26 protein-coding genes are annotated in these 23,126 nt (G+C 65.3%); 14 read left to right on the top strand and 12 right to left on the bottom strand.

Annotation, left to right across the window (positions count from 1 at the left end; genetic code table 11):
• The first annotated feature begins 125 nt into the window (after positions 1-125).
• From FPY90_RS07020 to FPY90_RS07010, 3 genes are all read left to right on the top strand, one after another.
• Positions 126-1,190 (top strand): mechanosensitive ion channel, encoded by a 1,065-nt coding sequence (locus FPY90_RS07020; protein ID WP_498684690.1) that lies wholly within the window; start codon positions 126-128, stop codon positions 1,188-1,190.
• A gap of 304 nt (positions 1,191-1,494) precedes the next feature.
• On the top strand, positions 1,495-3,405 hold the full coding sequence (gene typA, locus FPY90_RS07015) for a translational GTPase TypA (RefSeq protein WP_071213052.1): 1,911 nt from the start codon (positions 1,495-1,497) through the stop codon (positions 3,403-3,405).
• On the top strand, positions 3,386-3,826 hold the full coding sequence (locus FPY90_RS07010; protein ID WP_071213054.1) for a hypothetical protein: 441 nt from the start codon (positions 3,386-3,388) through the stop codon (positions 3,824-3,826). The genes typA and FPY90_RS07010 overlap by 20 nt, the downstream gene beginning before the upstream one ends.
• Before the next feature lie 102 nt (positions 3,827-3,928).
• Here FPY90_RS07010 and FPY90_RS07005 read toward each other — a convergent pair whose 3' ends face one another.
• Both FPY90_RS07005 and FPY90_RS07000 read right to left on the bottom strand, forming a co-directional pair.
• Positions 3,929-4,423: a helix-turn-helix domain-containing protein gene (locus tag FPY90_RS07005; protein ID WP_071213056.1), complete on the bottom strand. Its 495-nt coding sequence runs from the start codon at positions 4,421-4,423 to the stop codon at positions 3,929-3,931.
• A 103-nt stretch (positions 4,424-4,526) separates the two neighbouring features.
• The gene (locus FPY90_RS07000; protein WP_498684687.1) at positions 4,527-4,778 is read right to left on the bottom strand and encodes a putative acetyltransferase; all 252 of its coding nucleotides are present in this window, start codon (positions 4,776-4,778) and stop codon (positions 4,527-4,529) included.
• Positions 4,779-5,058: 280 nt separating this feature from the next.
• Here FPY90_RS07000 and fdxA point away from each other — a divergent pair, with 280 nt between their 5' ends.
• The 4 genes from fdxA (at position 5,059) to FPY90_RS06980 (ending at position 8,710) form a co-directional block, all read left to right on the top strand.
• On the top strand, positions 5,059-5,382 hold the full coding sequence (gene fdxA / locus FPY90_RS06995) for a ferredoxin (RefSeq protein ID WP_071213059.1): 324 nt from the start codon (positions 5,059-5,061) through the stop codon (positions 5,380-5,382).
• 11 nt (positions 5,383-5,393) lie between these two features.
• A complete protein-coding gene (gene dapC, locus FPY90_RS06990; protein WP_071213061.1) occupies positions 5,394-6,503 on the top strand; it encodes a succinyldiaminopimelate transaminase in 1,110 nt (369 codons plus the stop codon).
• 103 nt (positions 6,504-6,606) lie between these two features.
• On the top strand, positions 6,607-7,890 hold the full coding sequence (locus FPY90_RS06985; protein WP_071213063.1) for a citrate synthase: 1,284 nt from the start codon (positions 6,607-6,609) through the stop codon (positions 7,888-7,890).
• 220 nt (positions 7,891-8,110) lie between these two features.
• Positions 8,111-8,710: a hypothetical protein gene (locus FPY90_RS06980; protein WP_498684685.1), complete on the top strand. Its 600-nt coding sequence runs from the start codon at positions 8,111-8,113 to the stop codon at positions 8,708-8,710.
• A gap of 11 nt (positions 8,711-8,721) precedes the next feature.
• Here the strand turns inward: FPY90_RS06980 and FPY90_RS06975 are convergent, their stop codons facing one another.
• Both FPY90_RS06975 and dapD read right to left on the bottom strand, forming a co-directional pair.
• Complete coding sequence (locus FPY90_RS06975) at positions 8,722-9,639, bottom strand: hypothetical protein (protein WP_498684683.1); 918 nt, start codon at positions 9,637-9,639, stop codon at positions 8,722-8,724.
• Entirely contained in the window at positions 9,629-10,591 is a 963-nt protein-coding gene (gene dapD, locus FPY90_RS06970) for a 2,3,4,5-tetrahydropyridine-2,6-dicarboxylate N-succinyltransferase (protein WP_498684682.1), read from the bottom strand. Before dapD ends, FPY90_RS06975 begins: the two co-directional genes overlap by 11 nt.
• A 37-nt stretch (positions 10,592-10,628) precedes the next feature.
• On the opposite strand from dapD, the gene dapE reads away from it, so the two are divergent.
• Complete coding sequence (gene dapE / locus FPY90_RS06965) at positions 10,629-11,780, top strand: succinyl-diaminopimelate desuccinylase (RefSeq protein ID WP_498685530.1); 1,152 nt, start codon at positions 10,629-10,631, stop codon at positions 11,778-11,780.
• 127 nt (positions 11,781-11,907) lie between these two features.
• Here the strand turns inward: dapE and FPY90_RS06960 are convergent, their stop codons facing one another.
• The 4 genes from FPY90_RS06960 to FPY90_RS06945 all read right to left on the bottom strand — a co-directional run bounded on the left by FPY90_RS06960 (position 11,908) and on the right by FPY90_RS06945 (position 15,258).
• Positions 11,908-12,813, bottom strand: a complete 906-nt coding sequence (locus tag FPY90_RS06960) for an amino acid ABC transporter permease (protein WP_498684681.1) — start codon at positions 12,811-12,813, stop codon at positions 11,908-11,910.
• Positions 12,810-13,490: an amino acid ABC transporter permease gene (locus FPY90_RS06955; protein ID WP_071213069.1), complete on the bottom strand. Its 681-nt coding sequence runs from the start codon at positions 13,488-13,490 to the stop codon at positions 12,810-12,812. The genes FPY90_RS06960 and FPY90_RS06955 overlap by 4 nt, the downstream gene beginning before the upstream one ends.
• An 87-nt stretch (positions 13,491-13,577) precedes the next feature.
• A complete protein-coding gene (locus FPY90_RS06950; RefSeq protein ID WP_071213070.1) occupies positions 13,578-14,408 on the bottom strand; it encodes a glutamate ABC transporter substrate-binding protein in 831 nt (276 codons plus the stop codon).
• 73 nt (positions 14,409-14,481) lie between these two features.
• Complete coding sequence (locus FPY90_RS06945) at positions 14,482-15,258, bottom strand: amino acid ABC transporter ATP-binding protein (RefSeq protein ID WP_071213071.1); 777 nt, start codon at positions 15,256-15,258, stop codon at positions 14,482-14,484.
• A gap of 124 nt (positions 15,259-15,382) precedes the next feature.
• Here FPY90_RS06945 and FPY90_RS06940 point away from each other — a divergent pair, with 124 nt between their 5' ends.
• The 3 genes from FPY90_RS06940 to FPY90_RS06930 all read left to right on the top strand — a co-directional run bounded on the left by FPY90_RS06940 (position 15,383) and on the right by FPY90_RS06930 (position 16,844).
• Complete coding sequence (locus FPY90_RS06940; RefSeq protein WP_071213072.1) at positions 15,383-16,171, top strand: LOG family protein; 789 nt, start codon at positions 15,383-15,385, stop codon at positions 16,169-16,171.
• Positions 16,172-16,218: 47 nt separating this feature from the next.
• Positions 16,219-16,566, top strand: a complete 348-nt coding sequence (locus tag FPY90_RS06935; RefSeq protein ID WP_071213252.1) for a DivIVA domain-containing protein — start codon at positions 16,219-16,221, stop codon at positions 16,564-16,566.
• Positions 16,567-16,676: 110 nt separating this feature from the next.
• A complete protein-coding gene (locus FPY90_RS06930) occupies positions 16,677-16,844 on the top strand; it encodes a DUF3117 domain-containing protein (RefSeq protein WP_007269948.1) in 168 nt (55 codons plus the stop codon).
• A gap of 131 nt (positions 16,845-16,975) precedes the next feature.
• Here the strand turns inward: FPY90_RS06930 and FPY90_RS06925 are convergent, their stop codons facing one another.
• Positions 16,976-17,611, bottom strand: a complete 636-nt coding sequence (locus FPY90_RS06925; protein WP_071213073.1) for an O-methyltransferase — start codon at positions 17,609-17,611, stop codon at positions 16,976-16,978.
• Positions 17,612-17,835: 224 nt separating this feature from the next.
• Here FPY90_RS06925 and sigE point away from each other — a divergent pair, with 224 nt between their 5' ends.
• From sigE to FPY90_RS06910, 3 genes are read left to right on the top strand one after another with little or no spacing between them, the layout of a single operon-like run.
• Positions 17,836-18,450 carry an RNA polymerase sigma factor SigE gene (gene sigE, locus FPY90_RS06920; RefSeq protein WP_071213253.1) on the top strand — a complete coding sequence of 205 codons (615 nt, stop codon included), beginning with the start codon at positions 17,836-17,838 and terminating at the stop codon, positions 18,448-18,450.
• Between the two features lie 24 nt (positions 18,451-18,474).
• The gene (locus FPY90_RS06915) at positions 18,475-19,353 is read left to right on the top strand and encodes a zf-HC2 domain-containing protein (RefSeq protein ID WP_498684677.1); all 879 of its coding nucleotides are present in this window, start codon (positions 18,475-18,477) and stop codon (positions 19,351-19,353) included.
• A gap of 42 nt (positions 19,354-19,395) precedes the next feature.
• Positions 19,396-19,773, top strand: a complete 378-nt coding sequence (locus FPY90_RS06910) for a sec-independent translocase (RefSeq protein WP_071213075.1) — start codon at positions 19,396-19,398, stop codon at positions 19,771-19,773.
• A 165-nt stretch (positions 19,774-19,938) separates the two neighbouring features.
• Here FPY90_RS06910 and FPY90_RS06905 read toward each other — a convergent pair whose 3' ends face one another.
• The 3 genes from FPY90_RS06905 to FPY90_RS06895 are packed head-to-tail and all read right to left on the bottom strand — an operon-like array spanning position 19,939 to position 22,998.
• Complete coding sequence (locus tag FPY90_RS06905; RefSeq protein WP_071213076.1) at positions 19,939-21,048, bottom strand: Mrp/NBP35 family ATP-binding protein; 1,110 nt, start codon at positions 21,046-21,048, stop codon at positions 19,939-19,941.
• Positions 21,045-21,668, bottom strand: coding sequence for a DUF1003 domain-containing protein (locus tag FPY90_RS06900; protein WP_071213077.1), 624 nt, complete (start codon positions 21,666-21,668; stop codon positions 21,045-21,047). Before FPY90_RS06900 ends, FPY90_RS06905 begins: the two co-directional genes overlap by 4 nt.
• Entirely contained in the window at positions 21,661-22,998 is a 1,338-nt protein-coding gene (locus FPY90_RS06895) for a magnesium transporter MgtE N-terminal domain-containing protein (RefSeq protein WP_498684675.1), read from the bottom strand. The genes FPY90_RS06900 and FPY90_RS06895 overlap by 8 nt, the downstream gene beginning before the upstream one ends.
• Positions 22,999-23,126 lie beyond the last annotated feature (128 nt).

Raw genomic sequence — 23,126 nt, 5'->3', positions numbered from 1 at the left:
CCGACGCCCCCGGCCGGCGACCTGGCCGTTCCTGGCGTGCCCGAAAATACGACAGGCCGCCGAATCCGGGAAAATCACGGATTCGGCGGCCCGTCGGCGTTCCATGAAAAATCAGGGTTAAGGGGTTGCAGCGTCAGGGCAACGACGGACAACAACTTGGGGAATCACTCGGCAAGATTGCGGCACTGATCATCTGGCTTTTTGGGCTCGTTGCCATTTTGCAGGTCTTCGCACTATCCGAGGTCTTGGCCCCGGTGCAGGATCTGCTTGGCAAGGTCATGGCCTTCGTCCCGAATCTCATCGGTGCGGGCATCATCTTCTTCATCGGCTACATGATCGCCAAGATCGTACGCCAATTGGTGACGACCGCCCTGGGTGCCGTCGACTTCAGCAGGTTGACCGCCAGGTTCAGGCGCGGAGCCATGGAGCCCGACCTCGTGCAAACCCGTGAACAGAACGCCAAGATCATTTCGATCATCGGCAACATCCTTTTCGCGATAATCGTCATCGTGGTCGGCATCAGTGCCTTGCAGGTGCTGGGCATCGCGGCCATCTCCGATCCAGCCCAACAGATGCTGGCCTTGATCCTGAACGCCATACCGCAGATCATTGCCGCATTGATCTTGCTGGCCATCGGCTTCGTCATCGCCAAATTTGTCGGAACGATCCTGGAAAGCACGCTGCAGGGAATCGGCACCGACCCGGTCGTACATCGGTGGGGAATCGTCCCCGCAGACAGGAGCCCCTCGGGCATCATCGCGCTGTTGGTGAAGATCGCCATCATGCTGTTCTTCGGCATCATGGCAGCACGCCTGCTGAACTTCCCGGAAGTCACGGTCATTCTCAACGAGATCCTGGCCTTGGGCGGCAACGTCCTCTTCGGCGGTTTGATCATCGCGGCGGGCTTCCTGATCGCCAACGTCGTGGTCTCGATCGTCGGACCGGGAACGCCTGCGACCATCATCCGGTGGGCTACGATCGTGCTTTTCGTCGCGATGGGCCTGAAGTACATGGGCCTGGCCGATTCGATCATCAACATGGCCTTCGGTGCGTTGGTCATCGGAGCCGCTCTCGCCGCGGCCCTCGCCTTCGGGCTGGGCGGGCGTGAGACTGCCGCTCGGACGCTGCAAAAACTGGAACAAAGGCAGCCTCCTGCGGCACCTGCCGGGCCGGTGGCCCCTCTCGCCTAAGCGGCAGCCAAGCAAGCAGTAGTTGATTTCTGCAAGTTCCACGGGAAGATGGGGGCGGCGACGGGTTTCCCGCAGCCGCCCCCTTTCCGTCGGATCGGACCACTCGTGGCCGCCGCGGCATCGTGGCCGTGGCCGCAAAATTCCCGGGATGACGGGGCGCAGCAGCCCTTCGCGCAAATTTGTCCACGTGAGATAAGGCACGTTTTACACCAGATTTCCCATTGGGACTAGAATGGTTAATTGGGTCAGTCGTGGCCCCGATCCCCGAGACCCAAAATTCTCTAGAAGAAGTGAGCCTTTTCGCATGTCAGATACCACCACCATTCGTCGTGAAGACCTGCGCAACGTTGCCATCGTTGCCCACGTCGACCACGGCAAGACCACCATGGTCAACGCAATGCTCCAGCAGACCGGTGCGTTCGACAGCCACGGTGAAACCGAAGACCGCGTGATGGACTCTGGCGAGCTGGAACGCGAAAAGGGCATCACCATCCTGGCCAAGAACACCACCGTGTTCTACAACGGCCCGGCCGCCAACGGCCACAACATGACCATGAACATCATCGACACCCCGGGCCACGCCGACTTCGGCGGCGAGGTCGAGCGCGGCCTGTCCATGGTCGACGGTGTCGTTCTGCTCGTGGATGCTTCCGAAGGTCCGCTGCCGCAGACCCGCTTCGTGCTGCGCAAGGCGCTTGTCGCCAATCTGCCGGTCATCATCGTGGTCAACAAGACCGACCGCCCCGATGCCCGCATCGACGGCGTCATCTCCGACTCCATGGACCTGCTCCTGGGCCTGGCCTCGGACCTGGCCGACGAAGCACCGGACCTGGACCTGGACAAGATCCTGAACGTCCCGATCGTCTTCGCCTCGGGCAAGGCCGGCTACGCGTCGGTCAACCAGCCTGCAGACGGCACCCTGCCGGACAACGAGGACCTCGAGCCGCTGTTCGAGACCATCATCAAGCACGTCCCGGCCCCGACGTACACCGAAGGCGAAGTCCTTCAGGCACACGTCACCAACCTTGACGCCTCCCCGTTCCTGGGTCGCTTGGCCCTGCTGCGTATCTTCAACGGCACCCTGCGCAAGGGCCAGCAGGTTGCCTGGGCCCGCCAGGACGGCCAGCTCAAGACCGTAAAGATCACCGAACTGCTGGCCACCAAGGGCCTGAGCCGTGTTCCGGCCGAGTCCGCAGGACCGGGCGAGATCGTCGCAGTTGCAGGCATCGAAGATATCATGATCGGTGAAACCCTCACCGACCTGGAGAACCCGAAGCCGCTGCCGCTGATCACCGTCGACCCGCCGGCCATCTCGATGACCATCGGTATCAACACCTCGCCGCTGGCCGGCAAGGTCAAGGGCGCCAAGGTCACCGCACGCCAGGTCAAGGACCGCCTCGACAAGGAACTGATCGGCAACGTGTCGCTGAACATCCTTCCGACCGAGCGTCCGGATGCCTGGGAAGTCCAGGGCCGTGGCGAATTGGCCCTGGCCATCCTCGTGGAGCAGATGCGCCGCGAAGGCTTCGAGCTGACCGTTGGCAAGCCGCAGGTTGTCACCAAGATGATCGACGGCAAGATCAACGAGCCGATGGAGCACATGACCATCGACGTGCCCGAGGAATACCTTGGCGCCGTGACCCAGCTGATGGCTGCCCGCAAGGGCCGCATGACCAACATGGCCAACCACGGCACCGGCTGGTGCCGCATGGAATTCATCGTTCCGGCCCGTGGCCTGATCGGCTTCCGCACCCGCTTCCTGACCGACACCCGCGGTGCAGGCATCGCTTCCTCGCTGGCCGAGGGCTACGAGCCGTGGCACGGCCCGATCGAATACCGCAACAACGGTTCGATCGTGGCTGACCGCTCCGGCGTCGTGACCCCGTTCGCGATGATCAACCTCCAGGAACGCATGTCCTTCTTCGTGCAGCCGACCTCCGAGGTCTACGAAGGCATGATCGTGGGCGAGAACTCGCGCTCCGATGACATGGACGTGAACATCACCAAGGAAAAGAAGCTCACCAACATGCGTGCAGCTTCCTCGGACACCTTCGAGAACATGACCCCGCCGCGCCAGCTGACGCTGGAAGAGTCCCTCGAATTCGCCCGCGAGGACGAATGCGTTGAGGTCACCCCGGAAGCGATCCGCATCCGCAAGCTCATCCTGAACGCCAATGACCGCGCCAAGGCCTACCGTGCCCGGGCCAAGGCCTAACCAGGCCCAAGGCGCCGGCGCCTCGGCAATCGGCAGCGTCCTGGTCGCCTTGGCGGCCGGGGCGCTTGCCGCGGTGGTCGGCACGATCCTGCATGCCTCGCTGGGCTATGTTGGCGACGTCCCGGTGCCGTGGGGTGCCGCCCTCGCCTTGCTCCTTACCGGGACCCTGACCTACTGGGTCGGCCTGGTCCGGGGAAAGCTGTGGGTCAGTGCGCTGACGGGCCTGGCGACGTATGTGTTTGTCGCGTTGATCTCGACCGACCAGCACAACCAGATGATCGTCTCGACCCAGTTCTTCAAGATGTTGCCCGGCCCGGCTTTGGCCGGCGGCATCTGGGTGTACGGCATCATCGTCCCGGTCGTCGTGGCGATCCTGCTGGTCTCCAAGCAGTTGCGACTCCTGGCGCGCTCCGGGCGCTGATTCGTCGGCTGGCCCGGACAACGCAGGAACCTAACATCTAATAAATAGCTTGGCCCCCGCAAGGATTCTTGCGGGGGCCAAGCTATTTGGTTTACGGGGCGGCTACGCCGACTTGAGATCCAGGTGGTGGGCCAGGAAGAGGGAGGTGGCCACTCCGTCGGGCTCGGCGTCGCGCATGGCGTAGTCCTCGATGACCGAATGGATGCGGGCCATCATTTCCTTCTGCGTTCCTTCACTGAGCTTCAGCCCCACCCGCATGACCTGGATCTCCTGCGGGGCCAGGCCGTCGATTTCCTGCAGGAACGTGTCGACGAGCAGGGGTGCGGCGTCCGGCAGCTTGGTGCCCCAGGAGAGCTTGGTGCTGCGGTAGGGCACTTCCTTGGCCCCGCGGTTCCCCCGGCGGGTTTCCTCGGCCGCGAGGAACCCGTTTGAGAGCAGCGTGCGCACATGGTGGAGCGATGTTGCCGGATTGATCTCCAGCAGGTCCGCTATTTCCTTGTTGGTACGAGATTCGTGCAAGCAAAGTCGCAAAATGCGGAGACGGAGCGGGGAGCTCAACGCCCGTGCACGGGCCTGTACCTCTTCATCTGTGGCCATGGAATCAGCATACGGGAAAATCCGCCACTGATTGAATCATTCAAATCACATGTCCGGGGAGTGCGAATTCACGGCGTCGGGGGCCTGCACGCGGCTTGCCGGCTCAGCCGCCGGGAGCGGAGCGCCTGCGCGCCGGGGGCGGGGGCACCCGCTTGGCGTGGGTGATGGCCGCCCGGCTGACCTGCACATCCCCGGTGCGGGTCTGGACCGTCACGGAGTGCTCGTCGACCGCCAGCAGGTATCCCAGCGCGTCACTCATCTGTTCGCCCGCCTGCCCTTGCTCGCCGGGGGAGAGGCGATAGCGAAGCACCACGCGGGCGCCGGGGTCCAGGGAATCCAAGAAGTCCGTGCTCATGCACCAATCCTAGGTCCTGGGCTGTGCCCGCCGTTGGTGACGCAATTCGTAAGATTTCCAGCATGGCGGGTTCCTGCGGGTTCCGGATGCGATGCGGGACGTAAGAATTCGCCGGGAGCGGCAGCGGGGGCGACCCGCACTGTGACTCAGAACGTAAGAATTCCCCGGCGGGGGAGCTGCTGCGGCATTCGGGGCAGGTCGGGACTAAGCTGGTGTCATGCATGTCTAGCCGCATGCAAATCACCGAATGTTTCTGTAGTGAAGGAAGGCCCCGGGTACCGTGACCTACATCATCGCCCAGCCGTGCGTCGACGTCAAAGACAAGGCGTGCATCGAGGAATGCCCCGTGGATTGCATCTACGAAGGCGAACGCTCGCTGTACATCCACCCCGACGAATGCGTTGACTGCGGCGCCTGCGAACCGGTGTGCCCGGTCGAAGCCATCTATTACGAAGACGACACCCCTGAGCAGTGGGCCGAATACTACAAGGTCAACGTCGAGTTCTTCGACGAGGTGGGGTCCCCGGGCGGGGCCGCGAAGCTCGGCAACATGGGCATCGACCACCCGATCGTGGCCGCGCTTCCGGCGCAAGCACAGGGCTGATCCGCGACACCATGCTGACGCTCCCTGACTACCCGTGGAACGCCCTTGCCCCCTACCTGGCGCGTGCCGCCGAGCATGAAGGCGGGGCGGTGAACCTGTCCATCGGCACGCCGGTCGACCCCACCCCCGAGATCATCATGAACGCGCTGCGCGACGGCGCGAACGCCCCGGGATATCCCACCACCCACGGCACGCCCGCGGTGCGCGAGGCCATCGTGAACTGGTTTGCACGCCGGCGCGACGTGCACGGCCTGTCGAGCGACGACGTCATGCCGACGGTCGGCTCCAAGGAACTGGTCGCCTGGCTGCCGCTGCTGCTGGGCCTGGGCGCCGGGGACCTGGTGGTCCGTCCACTGGTTGCCTACCCCACCTACGACATCGGCGCGCAACTGGCCGGTGCGGACTCGATCGCCGCCGACTCGCTGGCGTCTCTCTCCGACGCTGACCGTGCACGGGTCAAGCTGGTCTGGGTCAACTCGCCGGGGAACCCCACGGGCATCATCCGCGGGGCCGCGGACCTGAAGGCGCTGGTCGATGACGCGCGTTCGCTCGGTGCCGTGGTGGCATCGGACGAATGCTACGCGGAACTCGGTTGGGGCGAACACGAGGCCGGGGTGCCCAGCATCCTGCACGAGTCGGTCAGCGGCTCGGACCACAGCGACCTGTTGGCGGTGTACTCGCTGTCCAAGCAGTCGAACCTTGCCGGATACCGTGCGGCCTTCGTGGCCGGGGCGCCGAACCTGATGCCCGCGCTGATCAACAACCGCAAGCATGCCGGGATGATCGTGCCGGCCCCCGTGCAGTCCGCCATGGTTGCCGCACTGAACGACGACGAGCACGTCAAGGCGCAAAAAAACACGTACCGGGCACGCCGCGAGGCGCTGGTTCCGGCGCTCAACGCCTTCGGGCTGCGCATCGAGGAATCGGTGGGCGGACTGTACCTGTGGTGCACCGCGGACGAGGACTGCTGGACCACCGTTGGCCGGCTTGCCGACCTGGGCATTGTCGCTGGCCCGGGGGCCTTCTACGGAACGGCCGGGGAGAACTTCGTGCGCATTGCCCTGACCGAGAGCGACGAGCGGATCGCCAGCGCCGTTCAACGGCTCAATGCGGCAGCCTGATACACAAACGTGACCAACCAATTGGTGTCAAGAGCCTACTAAAAGGTAGCGTGACAGTGATTACTGACCATCGGACTCATCTGCATTCCGGTTAGGAGAGACAATGACGGAAAACAATTCTGCTCAGCTCAGCTTTGGCGGCAACAGCATCGAACTACCTGTTGTGCCCGCGGTAGAAGGCAACAACGGCTTTAACATCGCGCCGCTCTTGAAGGCGACGGGTGGCGTGACGTACGACCCCGGCTTCATGAACACCGCTGCGACCAAGTCCGCTATCACGTTCATCGACGGCGACGCGGGCATCCTGCGCTACCGCGGTTACCCGATCGAGCAGCTGGCGCAGAAGTCCAGCTTCCTCGAGACCAGCTACCTGCTGATCTACGGCAACCTTCCCTCGGCCACCGAGCTGGAGGCCTTCGACCAGAAGATCCGCCGCCACACGCTGCTGCACGAGGAGCTGAAGGGCTTCTTCGGCGGCTTCCCCCGCGACGCGCACCCGATGCCGGTGCTGTCCTCCGCGGTTACGGCACTGTCGACCTGGTACCAGGACTCGCTGGATCCCTTTGACGAGGAGCAGGTCGAGCTCTCGACCATCCGCCTGCTGGCGAAAATGCCGGTGCTTGCCGCCTACGCCCACAAGAAGTCCATCGGCCAGGCCCTGCTGTACCCGGACAACTCGATGAACCTGGTCGAGAACTTCATGCGCCTGAGCTTCGGCCTTGCCGCCGAGCCATACGACATGGATCCGGTCATCGTCAAGGCCCTGGACCAGTTGCTGATCCTGCACGCCGACCACGAGCAGAACTGCTCCACCTCCACGGTGCGCCTGGTGGGTTCGTCCAACGCCAACATGTTTGCCTCGGTCTCCGCAGGCATCAACGCGCTTTCCGGCCCCGCACACGGCGGCGCCAACGAAGCGGTGCTGAAGATGCTGCGCGAGATCCAGTCCGAGGGCCTGAAGCCAGCGGACTTCATGGAGAAGGTCAAGAACAAGGAAGACGGCGTCCGCCTCATGGGCTTCGGGCACCGCGTCTACAAGAACTACGACCCGCGCGCCAAGATCATCAAGTCGACGGCCCACGAGATCCTCAACAAGCTCGGCGGAAACGACGAACTGCTGGACATCGCCATGTCCCTGGAAGAGCGCGCACTGAGCGACGACTACTTCATCTCGCGCAAGCTCTACCCGAACGTGGACTTCTACACCGGCCTGATCTACAAGGCCATGGGCTTCCCGGAGAAGATGTTCACGGTCCTGTTCGCCATCGGCCGCCTGCCGGGCTGGATTGCCCAGTACCGCGAAATGCTGCAGGACCCCGAAATGAAGATCGGCCGTCCGCGCCAGCTCTTCGTCGGCGAAACCGAACGCAACTACCCGAACCGCTAAACCGCCGGCCTTCCTGCGGGTCATTGCATCCCGTGGGCCCAGGTGCACGGCAGCGTTCCCTCAGGGGGCCGGTGACGTGGAAGGAAAGCTCCTTCCACGACACCGGCCCCCTTTGCCGTGCCGGGGCAGCTGCCCGGTCCCCGGTTTTTCGGGCCAATTGTGCGGTTTCGGGCTTATCCTTGAGATAGGCGAGGGAATGGAAAGAAACGAGTGTGCCCGCATGGTGCAGGATTCTGGATCCGGTTGGAAGGTTTCGGCTGATACCCACACGGAGATGATGCTGGCACTGTACTTTCGGGACCTGGCGGCCATCGAGCCACTTGGAACCCCGTGCCTGGCACCACTGACCCCCAAGGTCAAACCTGCTGCAGCCAGTGAACTGGGGGACCATTCCGCCGGGGAACTGCGCCAGGAATGGCAGAGCTGGTGGGAGAGCATCATTTCCGACACCCACCCGGCCATCGACATCCATGCGGAGCCGGACTTCGCGGACTTCTCCGATTCCCCGAGCCTGCAGCACCTTCTGCGTGCCCATTACGGCAATGCCTACACCTGGACGCAGAACAGGCTGGGGGAGTACCAGGAATCCTGCCAGGACAACACCAAGGAGCGCCTGGCGTTGGTCGCGCAGCTCTTTGCCGAGCGCGAGCTCGAAGGCAAGAACGTCTCGGACCTGCACCTGAAGCTGGTGGAGCTGCCGCTGGCCGAGCGCCGCGCCTGGTTCGTGGAGCCGGACACCGTGATCCTCAGCCAGGACCTGATGCGCGATGCAACGCTTTTCCGCAGCTACCTGCAGCCGATCATCGACATGCTGGCCTAGTTCCCGGCCGGCTATTTTCCGCTGTCGGCCAGGGACACCACGACGTAGCCGTCGCTGGTCGCCGAGGGCACCCAGTGGCCCTCGGAGCGGTTCCACACCAGACCGGCGTAGGAGACCGACTCGGTGTGCTGCTTGTCCGCGTTGGCCACGGCCCATTGGGCGATGGCCCAGCCCTGCTTCCCTTGCACCGGGATCCGCACCCGGTTCCCGCCCAGCACCTGCGCCGCCTGGCCCGTGGCCGCCTTCAGGTCCGCGGCCAAGTCCTTGGCCGACCCGGCGCCTTCGGCCGGGCGCAGCGTGCAGTTCAGCGTCGAGGGCGAGGCCCCGGTCAGCGCCGAGGCGAACGCCGCGGCCTTCTCCTCGTGGGGGGCGTAGGCCAGCGGGAACGCCGAACGCTGCACGCGCTGCGCGGCGTCCGTCAGCGACATGGAGGCGTAGTCGAAGGTCTCCAGCTCCTGGAAGAAGCGGTTGGCCGCGTACAGCGGGTCCATGACCTGGGCTTCGGTGCCCCAACCCATCGAGGGCCGCTGCTGGAACAGCCCCCGGGAATCGGGTCCGGCATTGTCGCCGTAGTCGATGTTGGTGAGCTTGGATTCCTGCAGCGAGGTGGCGATGCCGATGGTTGCGGCCCGCGTGGGCATTCCGCGCCGGGTGGCCACCGCGGCGATCAGTGCCGCGTTCGAGGCCTGGTCGGGGCTCAGGGTGTGCAGCGTCGAACCCACCAGCGCGGTGCATTTTTGCCTCACCACCGCGGTGTCCAGCCCGATGAAGTTCACCGCCGCGTAGAGCCCGCCGCCGATCAGCCCGGCGGCCAGGGTCAACGCGAGCAGCGTGCGGCCCCAGCGGCGCGGCCCGCGGTGCCGTCCGTGCTGGTCTTGCGCCTGCCGCGAGCCCAGCGCGAGCACGCGTTGGTGTGCGTCAATTGGCATGCAGGATGCTGTTCAATTCAACGTGTTGGCCGGCGCGCGGCAGCGCCTCCACGGCACCGGAAATCGAGTTGCGGCGGAAGAGCAGGTTGGGCACGCCGGAGAGTTCCACGGCCTTGACCACGGCGTCCCCGAGCTGGACGAGGGTGCCGGCGGTGACGTACAGCCCGGCTTCGACCACCGAGTCGTCTCCGATGGAGATGCCCACGCCCGAGTTGGCGCCCAGCAGCACGCGCTGGCCGATGGTGATGCGCTGCTTGCCACCGCCCGAGAGCGTGCCCATGATCGAGGCGCCGCCGCCCACATCGGACCCGTCGCCGACCACGACCGAGGAGGAAATGCGCCCCTCGACCATGGAATGGCCCATGGTGCCGGCGTTGAAGTTCACGAATCCTTCGTGCATGACGGTGGTGCCCTCGGCCAGGTGCGCGCCCAGGCGCACCCGCCCGCCGTCGGCAATGCGCACGCCGGTGGGCACGACGTAGTCAAGCATGCGGGGGAACTTGTCGACCCCGAACACCGTCAGGGCGCCGCGCGAGCGCAGCTTCAGGCGGGTGGTTTCGAAGTTGCCCACGGCGCAGGGCCCGAAGTTGGTCCACACCACGTTTTGCAGCAGGCCGAAGGCCCCGTCGAGGTTGACGTTGTTCGGCGCCACCAGGCGGTGGGAGAGCAGGTGCAGGCGCAGCCAGACATCCGGTGCGTCCGCGGGGGCCACATCGAGGTTGATCTCCAGCGAAATGACCGACTGGGTGGTGCCGCGGGCTTCATCCTTCGAAGCGGCGGCGGCCAGGTCGCCGGAGACCTGCGCGGCGTCCTCGAGGAGCGCCATCACCGGATGGGGGAACCAGACGTCCAGGACCGTGCCGTCGGATGCGTAGGTGGCCAGGCCGTGGGCCGAGGCGATCCTGAGGTCTTGGGTGGAAGCATGCGTCAGTCTGGTGTCTACCGGAGTCATGAATCAATCCTAGCGCGGGCACCGGTACTAATCTTGGATTGTGCACAGCAAACCCAGCCCCGCTTCCGCCATCCGCCCCGCCGCGCCCATCGACCTGGACCTGCAGGGGGACGTGGCCGAGCTGACCGCCCGCCTGATGGACATCGAGTCGGTTTCCGGCAACGAGGGGCCCCTGGCCGACGCCGTCGAATCGGCCCTGCGCAAGCTCCCGCACCTGGTGCTGCACCGGGACGGGGATGCGATCGTGGCCCGCACCATGCTCGGCCGCCCGGAGCGGGTGGTGCTGGCCGGGCACCTGGACACCGTGCCGCTGCCCACCACGCCCGGGGCGCGGGGAACCGTCCCGGCCAGCTGGGACGGCGAGACGCTCTACGGGCGCGGGGCCACCGACATGAAGGGCGGGGTTGCGGTCCAACTGGCGCTGGCGGCCACCCTGGAAAACCCCAACCGCGACGTCACCTTCATCTTCTACGACCACGAAGAGGTCGAGGGTTCCAAGTCGGGCCTGGGCCGCCTCTTGCGCAACAGCCCGGAACTGCTTGCCGGCGACTTCGCGATCCTGCTCGAGCCCACCCACGGGACGGTGGAGGGCGGCTGCAACGGCACCAGCCGCTACAAGGTGCGCACCCGCGGAACGGCGGCACACTCGGCCCGCGCCTGGATGGGAGAGAACGCCATCCACGCCGCGTCGCCCATCCTGCGCATCCTGGCCGGCTACACTCCCAGGACCGTGGACGTGGACGGCCTGGCCTACCGCGAATCGCTCAACGCCGTGCGCATCACCGGGGGCATCGCCGGGAACGTGATCCCGGACTTCTGCGAGGTCGAGGTCAACTACCGCTTCGCCCCGGACAAGGATGTGGCGGCCGCCGAGGCCCATGTGTTCGAGCTGTTCAAGGGCTTCGAGATCGTCCGCACCGACGGCGCCCCGGGGGCGCGGCCCGGGCTGCAGCACCCGGCGGCGGCCTCCTTCGTGGCGGCCGTGGGCCGGGAGCCGAAGCCGAAGTTCGGGTGGACCGATGTCGCCCGCTTCACCGAGCTGGGGATCCCGGCGGTGAATTTCGGCCCGGGCGATGCGCTGCTGGCGCATTCGGACGACGAACACGTCACCCGCGCGGCCATCCACGAGTGCCTTGCCGCCCTGGAACTCTGGCTGGGCGGGCCGCCGGCCACCGGCGACGGGTCGTAGCCCGGGAACCCCACGGCGCGCGCACAAGCAAAGGGCCGGGCGGCGGTCGGGGCCTCGTTCAATACGAGGTCGACTGCTGCCCGGCCCTTGGCCGCACCGCACGGGCGCGTAGCCCGATCGGGCGGGATCAACCCTTGGGGTTGCCGCCCGGAACCGTGGTGTTCAAATCCGCGACGACCACGGGGACCGCGGGGTCCAGGGGCTTGCCGGCACTGATGCCGCGGCTGCTGAGCCGGCCCGCCACCACGGTGGCCAGCTTCGAGAGCCCGAAGTTGATCAGGATGAAGATGGCTGCGACAACCACCAGCGCCTGCAGCACGTTCGCGTTGCCGGTGCCGATGAGCTTGCCGTTGAAGAGCAGTTCGTTGAAGTTGATGATGTACCCCAACGCGGAGTCCTTCAGGATGACCACGAACTGTCCGATCAGTGCCGGCAGCATCGCAATGAGCGCCTGCGGGATCTCGATGTTGCGCAGCGACTGCCCGCGGGTCAGGCCGATGGCAATGCCCGCCTCGCGCTGGCCCTTGGGCAGGCCGAAGACGCCGGAGCGGATCAGTTCGGCAACCACCGAGCCGTTGTACAGGGTCAGGCCCACGACCACTGCGACGAACGGGGCATCGCTCGGAGCCACGATCCCGGAGCGAGCCAGGATGATCCACAGGAAGATCATCATCAACAGCACCGGGACGGCGCGGAAGAATTCCACGACGACGGAGCTGATCCAGTTGATGACCTTGTTGGTGGACAGGCGCCCGATGCCGAAGATGAACCCGAACACCATCGAGGTGACGATGGCGACGGCTGCCGCCCTGAGGGTGTTCAGCAGGCCCGGGATCAGGTAGTTCTCCCAGATGGAGCCCTTGCCGAACACGGCCCACTTTTCGGCCGTCAGCTGCCCGGCGTCGTTCATGACCTTGTACAGGTAGTAGACCAGGGCGAGGGCGATCAGCACGCCAATGATGTTGACGATGACGACGCGACGGCGGGCCTTGGGGCCCGGGGCGTCGAAAAGGACCGATTCGGAGACTTTCATCGTGCCACCGCCAACTTCTTGGATAGGTAGGTGGTCAGCAGGCCCACCGGGATCACGACGATCACGAAGAACACGGCGATCGTAAGGAAGATCAGGATTCCGACATCGGCCCGAAACTCAAGCATGGTCTTCATCAGGCCGGAGATCTCGGCCACGGATCCGGCCACGGCGACCGTGGTGTTCTTGATCAAGGCGATCAGCACATTGCCCAACGGGGCGATGGCCCCGCGGAAGGCCTGCGGCAGGATGACCAGTCGGGCGGCGGGCATGAAGCTCAACCCGATTGCACGGGCCGCCTCCGCCTGGCCCAACGGCACGGTGTTCACGCCGGACCGGATGGCCTCGCAGACGAATGCGGAGTGGTAGATCGTCAGGCCCACGATGGCGATCTGGAAGAAGTTGAGATTGAAATCCGAGCTGAACTGGACCTTGAAAACGCCGAAGAGCACCAGCACGCCAAAGGTCATGATGATGGTCAGCGGTGTGTTTCGGAAGATGTTCACGTAGGAGGTCCCGAAGGCACGGAAGCTTGGCACCGGCGAAATTCGCATCAGTGCCAGGATCGTGCCCAGGACCAACGACCCGATGGCTGCCCAAAATGTCAGCTGCAGGTTGCCCCAGAAGGCGGACAGCATTTGTCCGCCGTATTCATCCCATAGGGAAAGGTAGCCTTGCACGGCTTACTCCTTTAGGGTGCGATTGGTGGAGGACCCACCCGGCACGGATTGCGTGCCGGATGGGTCCGATGAAGAAACAGTCAACGACTAGGCGCAGGGCTCAGGCGTCGGAGGGTTCAGCTTGGCATTCGGGGTGTAGCCGGTGCCCTCGGTGTTGGCCTTGAGCGACTTCTCCCATTCACCGGAATCGATCATCTTGGTGATGGCCTTGTTGATGTCGGCGCAGGTGGTGTTTTCCTTGTTCAGGCCAACTCCGTACTTCTCCTCGGAGAAGGTGTTGCCAACGACCTTGAACTTGCCCTTGTTTGCCGGGGTTGCTGCCAGGCCGGCGAGGATGATGTCATCGGTGGTGACGGCGTCGATGCCGCCGGTCTCCAGCAGGCCGAGGCAGTCGGCGTAGCCGCCCTGCTCAACGAGGGCGACACCGGGGTAGGAATCGGAGACCTTCTTGGCCGAGGTCGAACCGGTCACCGAGCAAAGCTTCTTGCCCGTCAAGGTGTCCGGGCCGGTGATGGACGTGTCGTCCTGGCGGACCAGCAGGTCCTGGCCTGCGACGAAGTACGGGCCGGCGAAGGCAACGCGCTCCTTGCGGGCATCGGTGATCGAGTAGGTTGCGAAGATCATGTCAACCTGCTTCGTCTCCAGCAGGGTTTCGCGGTTGGCCGACGGTGCGGAGACCCACTCGATTTTGTCCTCGGCGAAGCCGAGTTCCTTCGCCACGTACTTGGCGACATCGACGTCGAAGCCCTTGTATGCCTCGCCGTCCTTGAACCCGAGACCCGGCTGGTCGAACTTGATGCCGATCTTGACTGTGTCGCCGCCGTCGCCGGTATCTCCGCCGGAACCGCCGCAGCCGGTCAGGGCCAACGCCGCGGCCGCTGCCATGGCTGCTACTGCTGAAATGCGAGACTTACGCATCGTTTCTCCTTGTTTGGTCAAGGATGAGAGCGAGTTTCTCATCCATCGAGCATGAAATGTCCTGTGGGTGGCCCTAGCTCGTGATGAGCTTGCCAAGGAAGTCCTTGGCGCGGGCACTTTGGGGGTTGGTAAAGAACTGGTCGGGCGTGGACTCTTCGACAATCTGGCCGTCGGCCATGAAGATCACTCGGTCGGCGGCCTTGCGGGCGAAGCCCATCTCGTGGGTCACCACGATCATGGTCATGCCTTCCTTGGCCAGGCCGACCATGGTGTCGAGCACCTCGTTGATCATTTCCGGGTCCAATGCGGAGGTCGGCTCGTCAAAGAGCATGACCTTCGGACGCATGGCCAGGGCGCGGGCAATGGCAACGCGTTGCTGCTGACCGCCGGAGAGCTGTGCCGGAAGCTTGTCCTTCTGATTTGCAACACCAACCCGCTCCAGGAGGGTGAGCGCGAGCTTGTCGGCTTCGGATTTCTTCATCCCCTTGGCCTTGATCGGGCCGAGGGTTACGTTCTCCAAAATCGTTTTGTGTGCAAAAAGGTTAAACGACTGGAAAACCATGCCGACATCGGCACGGAGTTTGGCCAGCATCTTCCCTTCTTCTGGCAACACCTTTCCATCTATCTCGATGGTCCCGCTATCGATGGTTTCCAGGCGGTTGATGGTGCGGCATAGGGTCGATTTGCCCGAGCCCGAGGGGCCCAGAACCACGACGACCTCACCCTTGGTGACTTCAAGGTTGATGTTCTGCAGAACATGGAGTTGGCCATAGTGCTTGTTCACTGCGGATAGCCTGACGATGGGAGTCAGGTCCGACTTAGCGCTATTCGAGTGGGAATCAGTGCTCATGACATGAACCCTATCCGAAGTGACGCGCTTCACGGCGACATTTTGGCTAGTCGATGCCAAATCTTTGCCTAAACGCGCCGTGACGCGGCCAGTGGGAGCGGGTATTGCCGATACAGTGGGGGGCATGCAACGCCAGAATTCGCAATCCAAGAACTTTGATTCCCTGCCGGATCCCGCACGCAGGAAGGGCTCGGTTGTCTTGCGCCGGGCACAGGCGAAAACCGAGCAATCCGACGCCTACTTGCTCGATACGCGCGAAAACCAGGATTTCACCCATTCCGACCCTTGGCGGGTGCTGCGCATCCAGAGCGAATTCGTTGAGGGGTTCGGCGCGCTTGCAGGGTTGGGGCCGGCCATCAGCGTGTTCGGCTCGGCCCGCACGCAGCGTGGATCGGAACGGTACATCCAGGCCGAGAAGATCGGCGAGCTCATTGCCGCCGCCGGGGTGGCAGTGATCACCGGCGGCGGACCCGGAGCCATGGAAGCCGCGAACAAGGGCGCCGTGGCAGCCGGTGGGATCTCCGTCGGCTTGGGCATCGAGCTCCCCTTCGAAACCGGTCTCAACGAGTGGGTGGACCTGGGAATCAATTTCCGGTATTTCTTTGCCAGAAAGACGATGTTCGTCAAGTACTCGCAAGGATTTATTGTCTTGCCGGGCGGCTACGGAACCTTGGATGAACTATTCGAGGCGCTGACCCTGGTCCAAACGGAAAAGGTCACGGGATTCCCGATTGTTTTGGTGGGCACCTCCTATTGGGGTCCGCTTCTGGAATGGCTGAGAAACACTGTTGCCGAAGAGGGTGCAATTTCCGTTTCGGACATTGACTTGGTCCACATCACCGACGATATCGAAGAAGCCGTGGATATCGTGGTGAATTCCGCCCGCCCCAATGGGTTTATCGCTGCCGAATAAAACCCAACAGATTCATTCCCACACCGAAGGAGCCCAGGTTGGTGTACATGTTGTTGGTGGTCGCCATCGTGATACTCGGTGCCGGTGTGTGCCTCGGCGTCGGCACCAAACGCAGTCGCACCAGCCAGGACGGACGCCGTTTCGAACCGATTCGTGGTCCGCTCCAAGGTCTGGTGGAGCCGGTCGCCAGCTTGCCTCCGGTGCTCCTTCCCGCGCGGCCGCGCGCCGAGGACGTTGACTCGGTGAATTTCTCCTTGGGCCTGCGGGGGTACCGCTGCGATCAGGTCGACGAGGTCCTCGATGCGCTTTCGGCCGAGATTTCCCGGTTGCATGAGGTCATCGCGGCACACGGAAAAGACCCTGTGATTAGCAACACGAGCCATTCTTCGGAATAATAGGACGTAGCAAGTTGAAAGCGGATCACTAACGTCATGATTTGCCGATTAACTCACCACTGGGTGAAGGACCAAAAGCCCTTTACCTCAAATGAAAGGGAACAGCGCTAATGGCTGCGATGAAACCACGTACCGGGGATGGTCCGATGGAAGTCACAAAGGAAGGCCGTAGCCTGATCATGCGCGTACCGATTGACGGTGGCGGACGTCTGGTTGTCGAGCTGAATGCCGACGAGGCCGCCGAGCTGCGCGAATGCCTTGTAGGTGCCACCGAGTAGTGCTCGGTGTCGAAATGCCGCGGGGCGGGACTTGGCCGGTAAGGCCAGGTGCCCGCCCCGAGGTGTGTCACGGGGCGGATGAGGCCCGACGCTGTTGGAACCCTGCGGCGTCCCAGACCGCGGGGGTCAAGTTAGCCGATGCGGGCTGCGATCTGCAGACCCAGTCCCGTGGGCACCAGCGTGGAGACGAATCGTTCATCCTCGCGCAGCATGCGGGTCGCATTGCGCGTGGCCACGGTGCTGGGCCGTCGGACCGCGGGCTTGGGGACCCGATGCTGGTCGAAGGCGTCGTGCATGATGACCATCCCGCCGACCTTGACCAGGCGAATGGCCTGGGTGACGTACTCGAGCAGGTGCGTCTTGTCGGCATCGATGAACACCAGGTCGTACGCGCCGTCGGTGAGCCTGGGCAGCACGGCCTGGGCCCGGCCGGAAATGGCGCGGGTGCGGGAACCGTCGACGCCGGCGTCATGGAATGCCTCGCGGGCGGCGGCCAGGTGGTCGACATCGATGTCGATGGTGGTCAATGCGGACTGCTTTCCCGCCCCGCGCAGCAGGCTGGTGCCCGACACCCCGACTCCGGTCCCGATTTCCACGATGTTCCGGGCCCCGGAGACGGCAGCCAGGACCGTGAGGAAACCGGCGGTGGCAGAACCCACCGATTCGACCCCCAGCTCGCGCCCGCGTTCGCGGGCCCGCTCGAGCACCGCATCCTCCGGGGCTTGGGCCTGTGCATATGTCCAGCTGCTAAAGATGTCCAGGTTCATGGTTGTGCAGCAAGTCCTTTGCGGTGCGAAAGAGAGTACGTGTGCGAGCGGTGCGGCCGGGATGCGGCAGCGGAACCGATCGCGTCGGAGGGAAAACCCTGCGCCCATCTTATCCCCGCGCGGTCGGCCCCGCCCGGGGACGCCAAACCAAAGTGGGGGCACAGGCCGCTTTCAGCTTCTGCTCAGGAGCCTACGCGAGACTTGTTGTCGTGAATGCATCGAAATTGTCCGTGACCAGCAACGTACGCTCCCTTGAGGAGCCTGCGGAGCACACGGTGCCCAGCTGGGACGAAATCGTCAGGGACCATTCGCCGCGGGTATACCGCCTGGCCTACCGGCTGACCGGCAACAGGCAAGACGCCGAGGACCTGGCCCAGGAGACCTTCGTCAGGGTCTTCCGCTCCCTGCACACCTTCACCCCGGGCACCATCGGCGGCTGGCTCCACCGCATCACCACGAACTTGTTCCTGGACCAGGCCCGCCGCAAGTCGCGGATCCGCTTCGACGGACTGGCCGAGGATGCCGAGGCCAAGATCCCCGGGACCGCACCGGGACCGGAACGCAGTTTTGAATACAACAACCTGGATGTCGACGTGCAGGCGGCGCTCGAAGCGCTGGGCCCCGAATTCCGGGCGGCCGTGGTCCTGTGCGACTTGGAGGGACTGTCCTACGAAGAGGTCTCCGAAGCGCTAAACGTGAAGCTTGGCACGGTCCGCTCACGCATCCACCGCGGGCGGGGGATGCTGCGCGAGAAGCTGGCGCACCGCAACCCCGCAGCCCGGCAGCCTGCAACGATCTCGTTGCCCAAGATTCGGCGGACGATCCCGGGAGTGCGCTAGGGCATGCATCGTTATGAACGTTGGATGGGTGAATACGTCGCCGGCTCCCTGGATGGGCGCCGCGCGCAGGCATTGGAACGGCACGTGCAGCATTGCGCGCAGTGTTTGGCGGCGCTGGGACATGCCCGGCGCGTCGGGTCGCGCGGGCCGGCGTCGGTGCCCCGTCCACTGGGCCCGCTGAACGCCCAAACCCTGCTGGGCACACACTACTCGCTGCCGCGTGAACGCGAAGCCGGATCCCGCAGTGCCGCCGCCTTTGTGCCCATGGCCGTGTTGCTGATGGTCTTCGCCCTGGTGGGCACGATCGCCGCGATGTCATGGTTCCTCGGTGCACCGGCTGCCCAGGGGACACCGGAGCGTGATCCGGCCGAATCCTTCAGTGCCTCGGCCCGCAACCTGGATGCCGAAGCCATCAACCAATTGCGCCAGGCCGGCTGGACCTGCCCGGTGATCGAAGCCGCGGGGTTCACCCTCACGTCCGCCACCGGGTCGCTGAACCAGGGCGAGGCGACCGTGACCCTGGTGCTGAGCGACAGCCGGCACACCGTGCAGGTGGCCGAGACCCGGGCCCTTTCCGGCAGCCCGGCCGCGTCGCTGCAGAAGTCCGTGGCCGCCGGGGCAACCGCCGACCCGACCTCGGGCATGCTCACCGAGCTGGGGCACCGCCTGGGCGCCAAGGCGGCGGCAGCGGTCACGTATGCTGATGGAACCGCCACGTTGAACATGGAAGACGTCAAGTACAAGGTCACCACGAATCTTTCCAAGTCAGACGTGGAAGGAATCCTGCAGCGGCTGGTCGTGGGGGAGCACACGCGCATTGTGTCGCTGGACCCGGCGGCCGAGAATTTCTCCCAGCGCCTGCTGCGGGGCTTTTCCCGTCTCATGGTTTTGGACTTCCAATAGCAAATGGCCTCACCGCCGCTCGAAAGCAGGTAGTCTACAAAGGTGTTTTTGGGAATCAATGGCAGTGAACTGCTCGTGCTTGCGGTGTTGGCCGTGGTTATTTTGGGACCCGAAAAGCTGCCGGAATACGCCGCCCAGCTGGCGCGCCTGGTCAAGGAGCTGCGCCGCATGGCCACCGGGGCCAAGGAACAGCTGCGCGAAGAGGTCGGCGACGACATCGCCGACATGGATTGGCGCAAGCTCGACCCGCGCCAATACGACCCGCGGAAGATCATCAAGGACGCGCTGCTCGAGGACTTCGAGGATGCCGTGTCCGCGGTGAAGGAAACCCCGGCCATCGCGCAGCGTCCGGTGGCGATCGCCCGCAGCGCTCCGCTGGCCCCGCACGAACCGGCGCCCTTCGACAACGAGGCGACCTGATCCCACGGCCCGTGGCCCCGGGAGTTGACCCCCGCATCGGGGCCCGGACAAGGAATGTGAACGGCGAAGGCGGCATCCACCGGATGCCGCCTTCGTTCTGCCCGCCGGGCGGGTGTCCGGCCTGGCCGGTCGGCGGGCAGGAGCCCGGTGGGGGCGTCGGGGCGCCTAGACCGGGGTGACACCCAGTTTCAGGCCCGCCAGGCCGCGTGGGCGGCGGGTGAGGGCCCGTGACATGGCAACGATCTGCACCGCTGCCGGCGACTCGGGGTGCGAGAGCACCAGCGGGACCCCCGCGTCGCCCCCGGCCCGCAGCATCGGATCCAGTGCGACCTGCCCCAGCAGCGGAACCTCGGTGCCCAGCACCAGCTCCAGACGCTTGGCCAGCTCCGCCCCGCCCCCGGCGCCGAAGACCTCCATGGTGGACCCGTCGGGCAACACCAGCCAGCTCATGTTCTCGATGACGCCCACGACCTTCTGCCCGGTCTGCACCGCAATGGACCCGGCGCGCTCGGCGACCTGGGCGGCGGCGGCCTGCGGGGTGGTGACCACCACCAGCTCGGAGCCGGGCAAAAGCTGGGAGACGGAGATGGCGATGTCCCCGGTGCCCGGGGGCAAATCCAGCAGCAGCACGTCCAGGTCCCCAAAGTGCACGTCGGTGAGGAATTGCTCCAGCGCCCGGTGCAGCATCGGCCCGCGCCAGATCACCGGCTTGTTGTCCGGCACGAACATGCCGATGGAGATGACCTTCACCCCGTGGGCCACGGGCGGCAGGATCATCTCGTCCACGCGGGTGGGCTTCGCCTCCGGGATGCCCAGCAGCCCGGGGATGGAAAAGCCGTGCACGTCGGCGTCGATGAGCCCGACGCGCAACCCGTCCGCGGCCATCGCACAGGCCAGGTTGGCGGTCAGCGAGGACTTGCCGACCCCGCCCTTGCCGCTGGCGATGCCGATGACCCGGGTCAGCGAGGAGGGGTCGGAGAACGGTACGGAGCGGCTTTTCAGCGACTCGCGCAGCTCGGCCCGCTGCGTCGGGCTCATCACGCCCAGCTCCAGCTTCACCTCGCGGACCTCGGGCAGGCCCGCCAGGGCGGCGGAGACGTCGGACTCGATGGTGGAGCGCATCGGGCAGGCGGCGATGGTCAGCAGCACCTTCACATGTGCGGCGCCATCGGCCAGGACGGCCGATTCGACCATGCCCAGCTCGGTGATGGGGCGGCGCAGCTCGGGATCCTGGACGGTGGCCAGTGCTTCAAGGAGCCGGGGTTCAAGGCTCATGGGGTGTCGTTCCTTCGGGTGCGCCGTTCGCGGCGCGGCGCGGGGACCTGGGGGATCAGCCCGGTGTTGGTGGAGGTGCGGTCGCGGCGCCGCGGGTTCCGGGCGCGCAGGTTCAGCTCCTCGCCGTCGCTGGTTTCCAGCAGGTCCTCCAGGGCCGAGCGCAGCTCGGAGCGGACGTAGTCTCGGGTCGCGACGTCGCGCAGGGCAATGCGCAGCGCGGCCAGCTCGCGGGTGAGGTACTCGGTGTCGGAAAGGTTGCGTTCGGCCCGGCCGCGGTCCTCGGACAGCGAGACCCGGTCGCGGTCGTCCTGCCGGTTCTGCGCCAGCAGCAGCAGCGGGGCCGCGTAGGAGGCCTGCAGCGAGAGCATCAGGGTCAGCGCGGTGAAGCCCAGTGCCGCGGAGTCGAAGCGCCAGCCCTCGGGGGCCATGGTGTTCCAGATCAGCCAGAACACGCAGAAGATCGTCATGTAGAAGAGGAACTGCGGGGTGCCCATGAAGCGAGCGAACTTCTCGGTGCTGGACCCGAACCTGTCGGGGTTCGGGGAGAAGCGCGGGAAGAAGCGGGCACGCGCGGTCATCGGGGTGTCGAGGCCGGTCGACACCCGCCGGTTTTCAGCCATGGGGCCCTCCGTTCACTGGTGGTTTCGGGGTGCCGGACACCTCGGTGTCCGGGACATGCACGGCGGCGCCGTCGGGGTGGTCGTCGTGGGTGCGCCAGTCGTCGGGCAGCAGGTGGTCCAGCACGTCGTCGACGGTCACCGCCCCGACCAGCCGCCCGTCGTCGTTCACCACGGCCAGCGAAGTCAGGTTGTAGCTGGCCAGGGTGCGGGCGACCTCGGCGACGCCCGCCTGGTCGTCGATGGGCTCGACGTCGGAGTCCAGGATGTTGCCCAGGGATTCCGGCGGCGGGGTGCGCAGCAGCGCCTGGATGTGCACCGCCCCCAGGTAGCGCCCCGTCGGGGTCTCCAGCGGGGGACGGGTGACGAACACGGTGGAGGCCAGCGCGGGGCTCAATTCCTCGCGGCGGACCGCGGCCAGGGCCTCGGCGACGGTGGCCTCGGGCGAGAGGATCACCGGGACCGGGGTCATCATCGACCCGGCGGTGCCCTCGGCGTATTCGAGCAGGCGGCGCACGTCGCGCGCCTCCTCGGGCTCCATCAATTCGAGCAGTGCGTGCTTGGTGTCCTCGGAGAGCTCGCCGAGCAGGTCGGCGGCGTCGTCGGGGTCCATTTCCTCCAGCACGTCGGCGGCGCGTTCCATGTCCAGGGCGGAGATGATCTGCACCTGCTCGTCGTCGGGCATCTCCTGCAGCACGTCGGCCAGGCGTTCGTCCTGCAGCTCGGAGGCGACCTCGACGCGGCGCTTTTGGTTCATCTCGTGCAGCGCGTCGGCGAAGTCGGCGGGCTTCATCTCGTCGTGGGCGGCGACGTAGGTGCTCGCGGCCTGCGGCTCGTGCAGCGCGGTGTGCATGATCGCGTCCCAGGGCACCAGCAGCCGCTCCCCGCGCGCCCGGCGCAGTCCCAGCAGCCCGGAGGCCGGGTCGCCGCGGCGAACGTAGTAGTCGGAGATGATCCAGTCCCCGTTGCGTTCGCGGGCCAGCCCGATGTCCTCGACCACGGCGTTGCCGCTGCCGTCCTCGAAGACCACGCGCCGGTCGAAGAGCTCGGCCGCGACCAGGATCTCCGCGCCGCGCTGGACGAAGCGGCGCATGTTCACCAGGCCGGTGCAGATGATCTGCCCGGACTCCATGGCCTGGATGCGCGTCATGGGCACGAAGACCCGCCGTTTGCCGGGCACCTCGACGACCACGCCGACGCATTGGGCGGGCTTGGTGGCCAGGCGCGAGATGACCACGACATCGCGCAGCCGTCCCAGGCGGTCGCCCAGGGGGTCAAAGACGTCAAGGCCCAGCAGGCGTGCGATGAAGACCTTCGTAGAATTGCTGCTCACGCTCTCTAGGCTACTGCCTGCGCTGCACCCGGACCCGGTTTGGTCGATGTGTTGAGCGCGACGCCGCCAAACCCCGCGGCTCGCCGCCCGCGCTTTCACCTTCAGCGATCAAGCCCGGTCTTCTGCCC

Source organism: Arthrobacter sp. C2, assembly GCA_024207135.1.
Taxonomy (GTDB): domain Bacteria; phylum Actinomycetota; class Actinomycetes; order Actinomycetales; family Micrococcaceae; genus Paeniglutamicibacter.
Note: the sequence above shows the minus strand (reverse complement) of the source record. Positions and strands in the feature narration are given on the sequence as shown.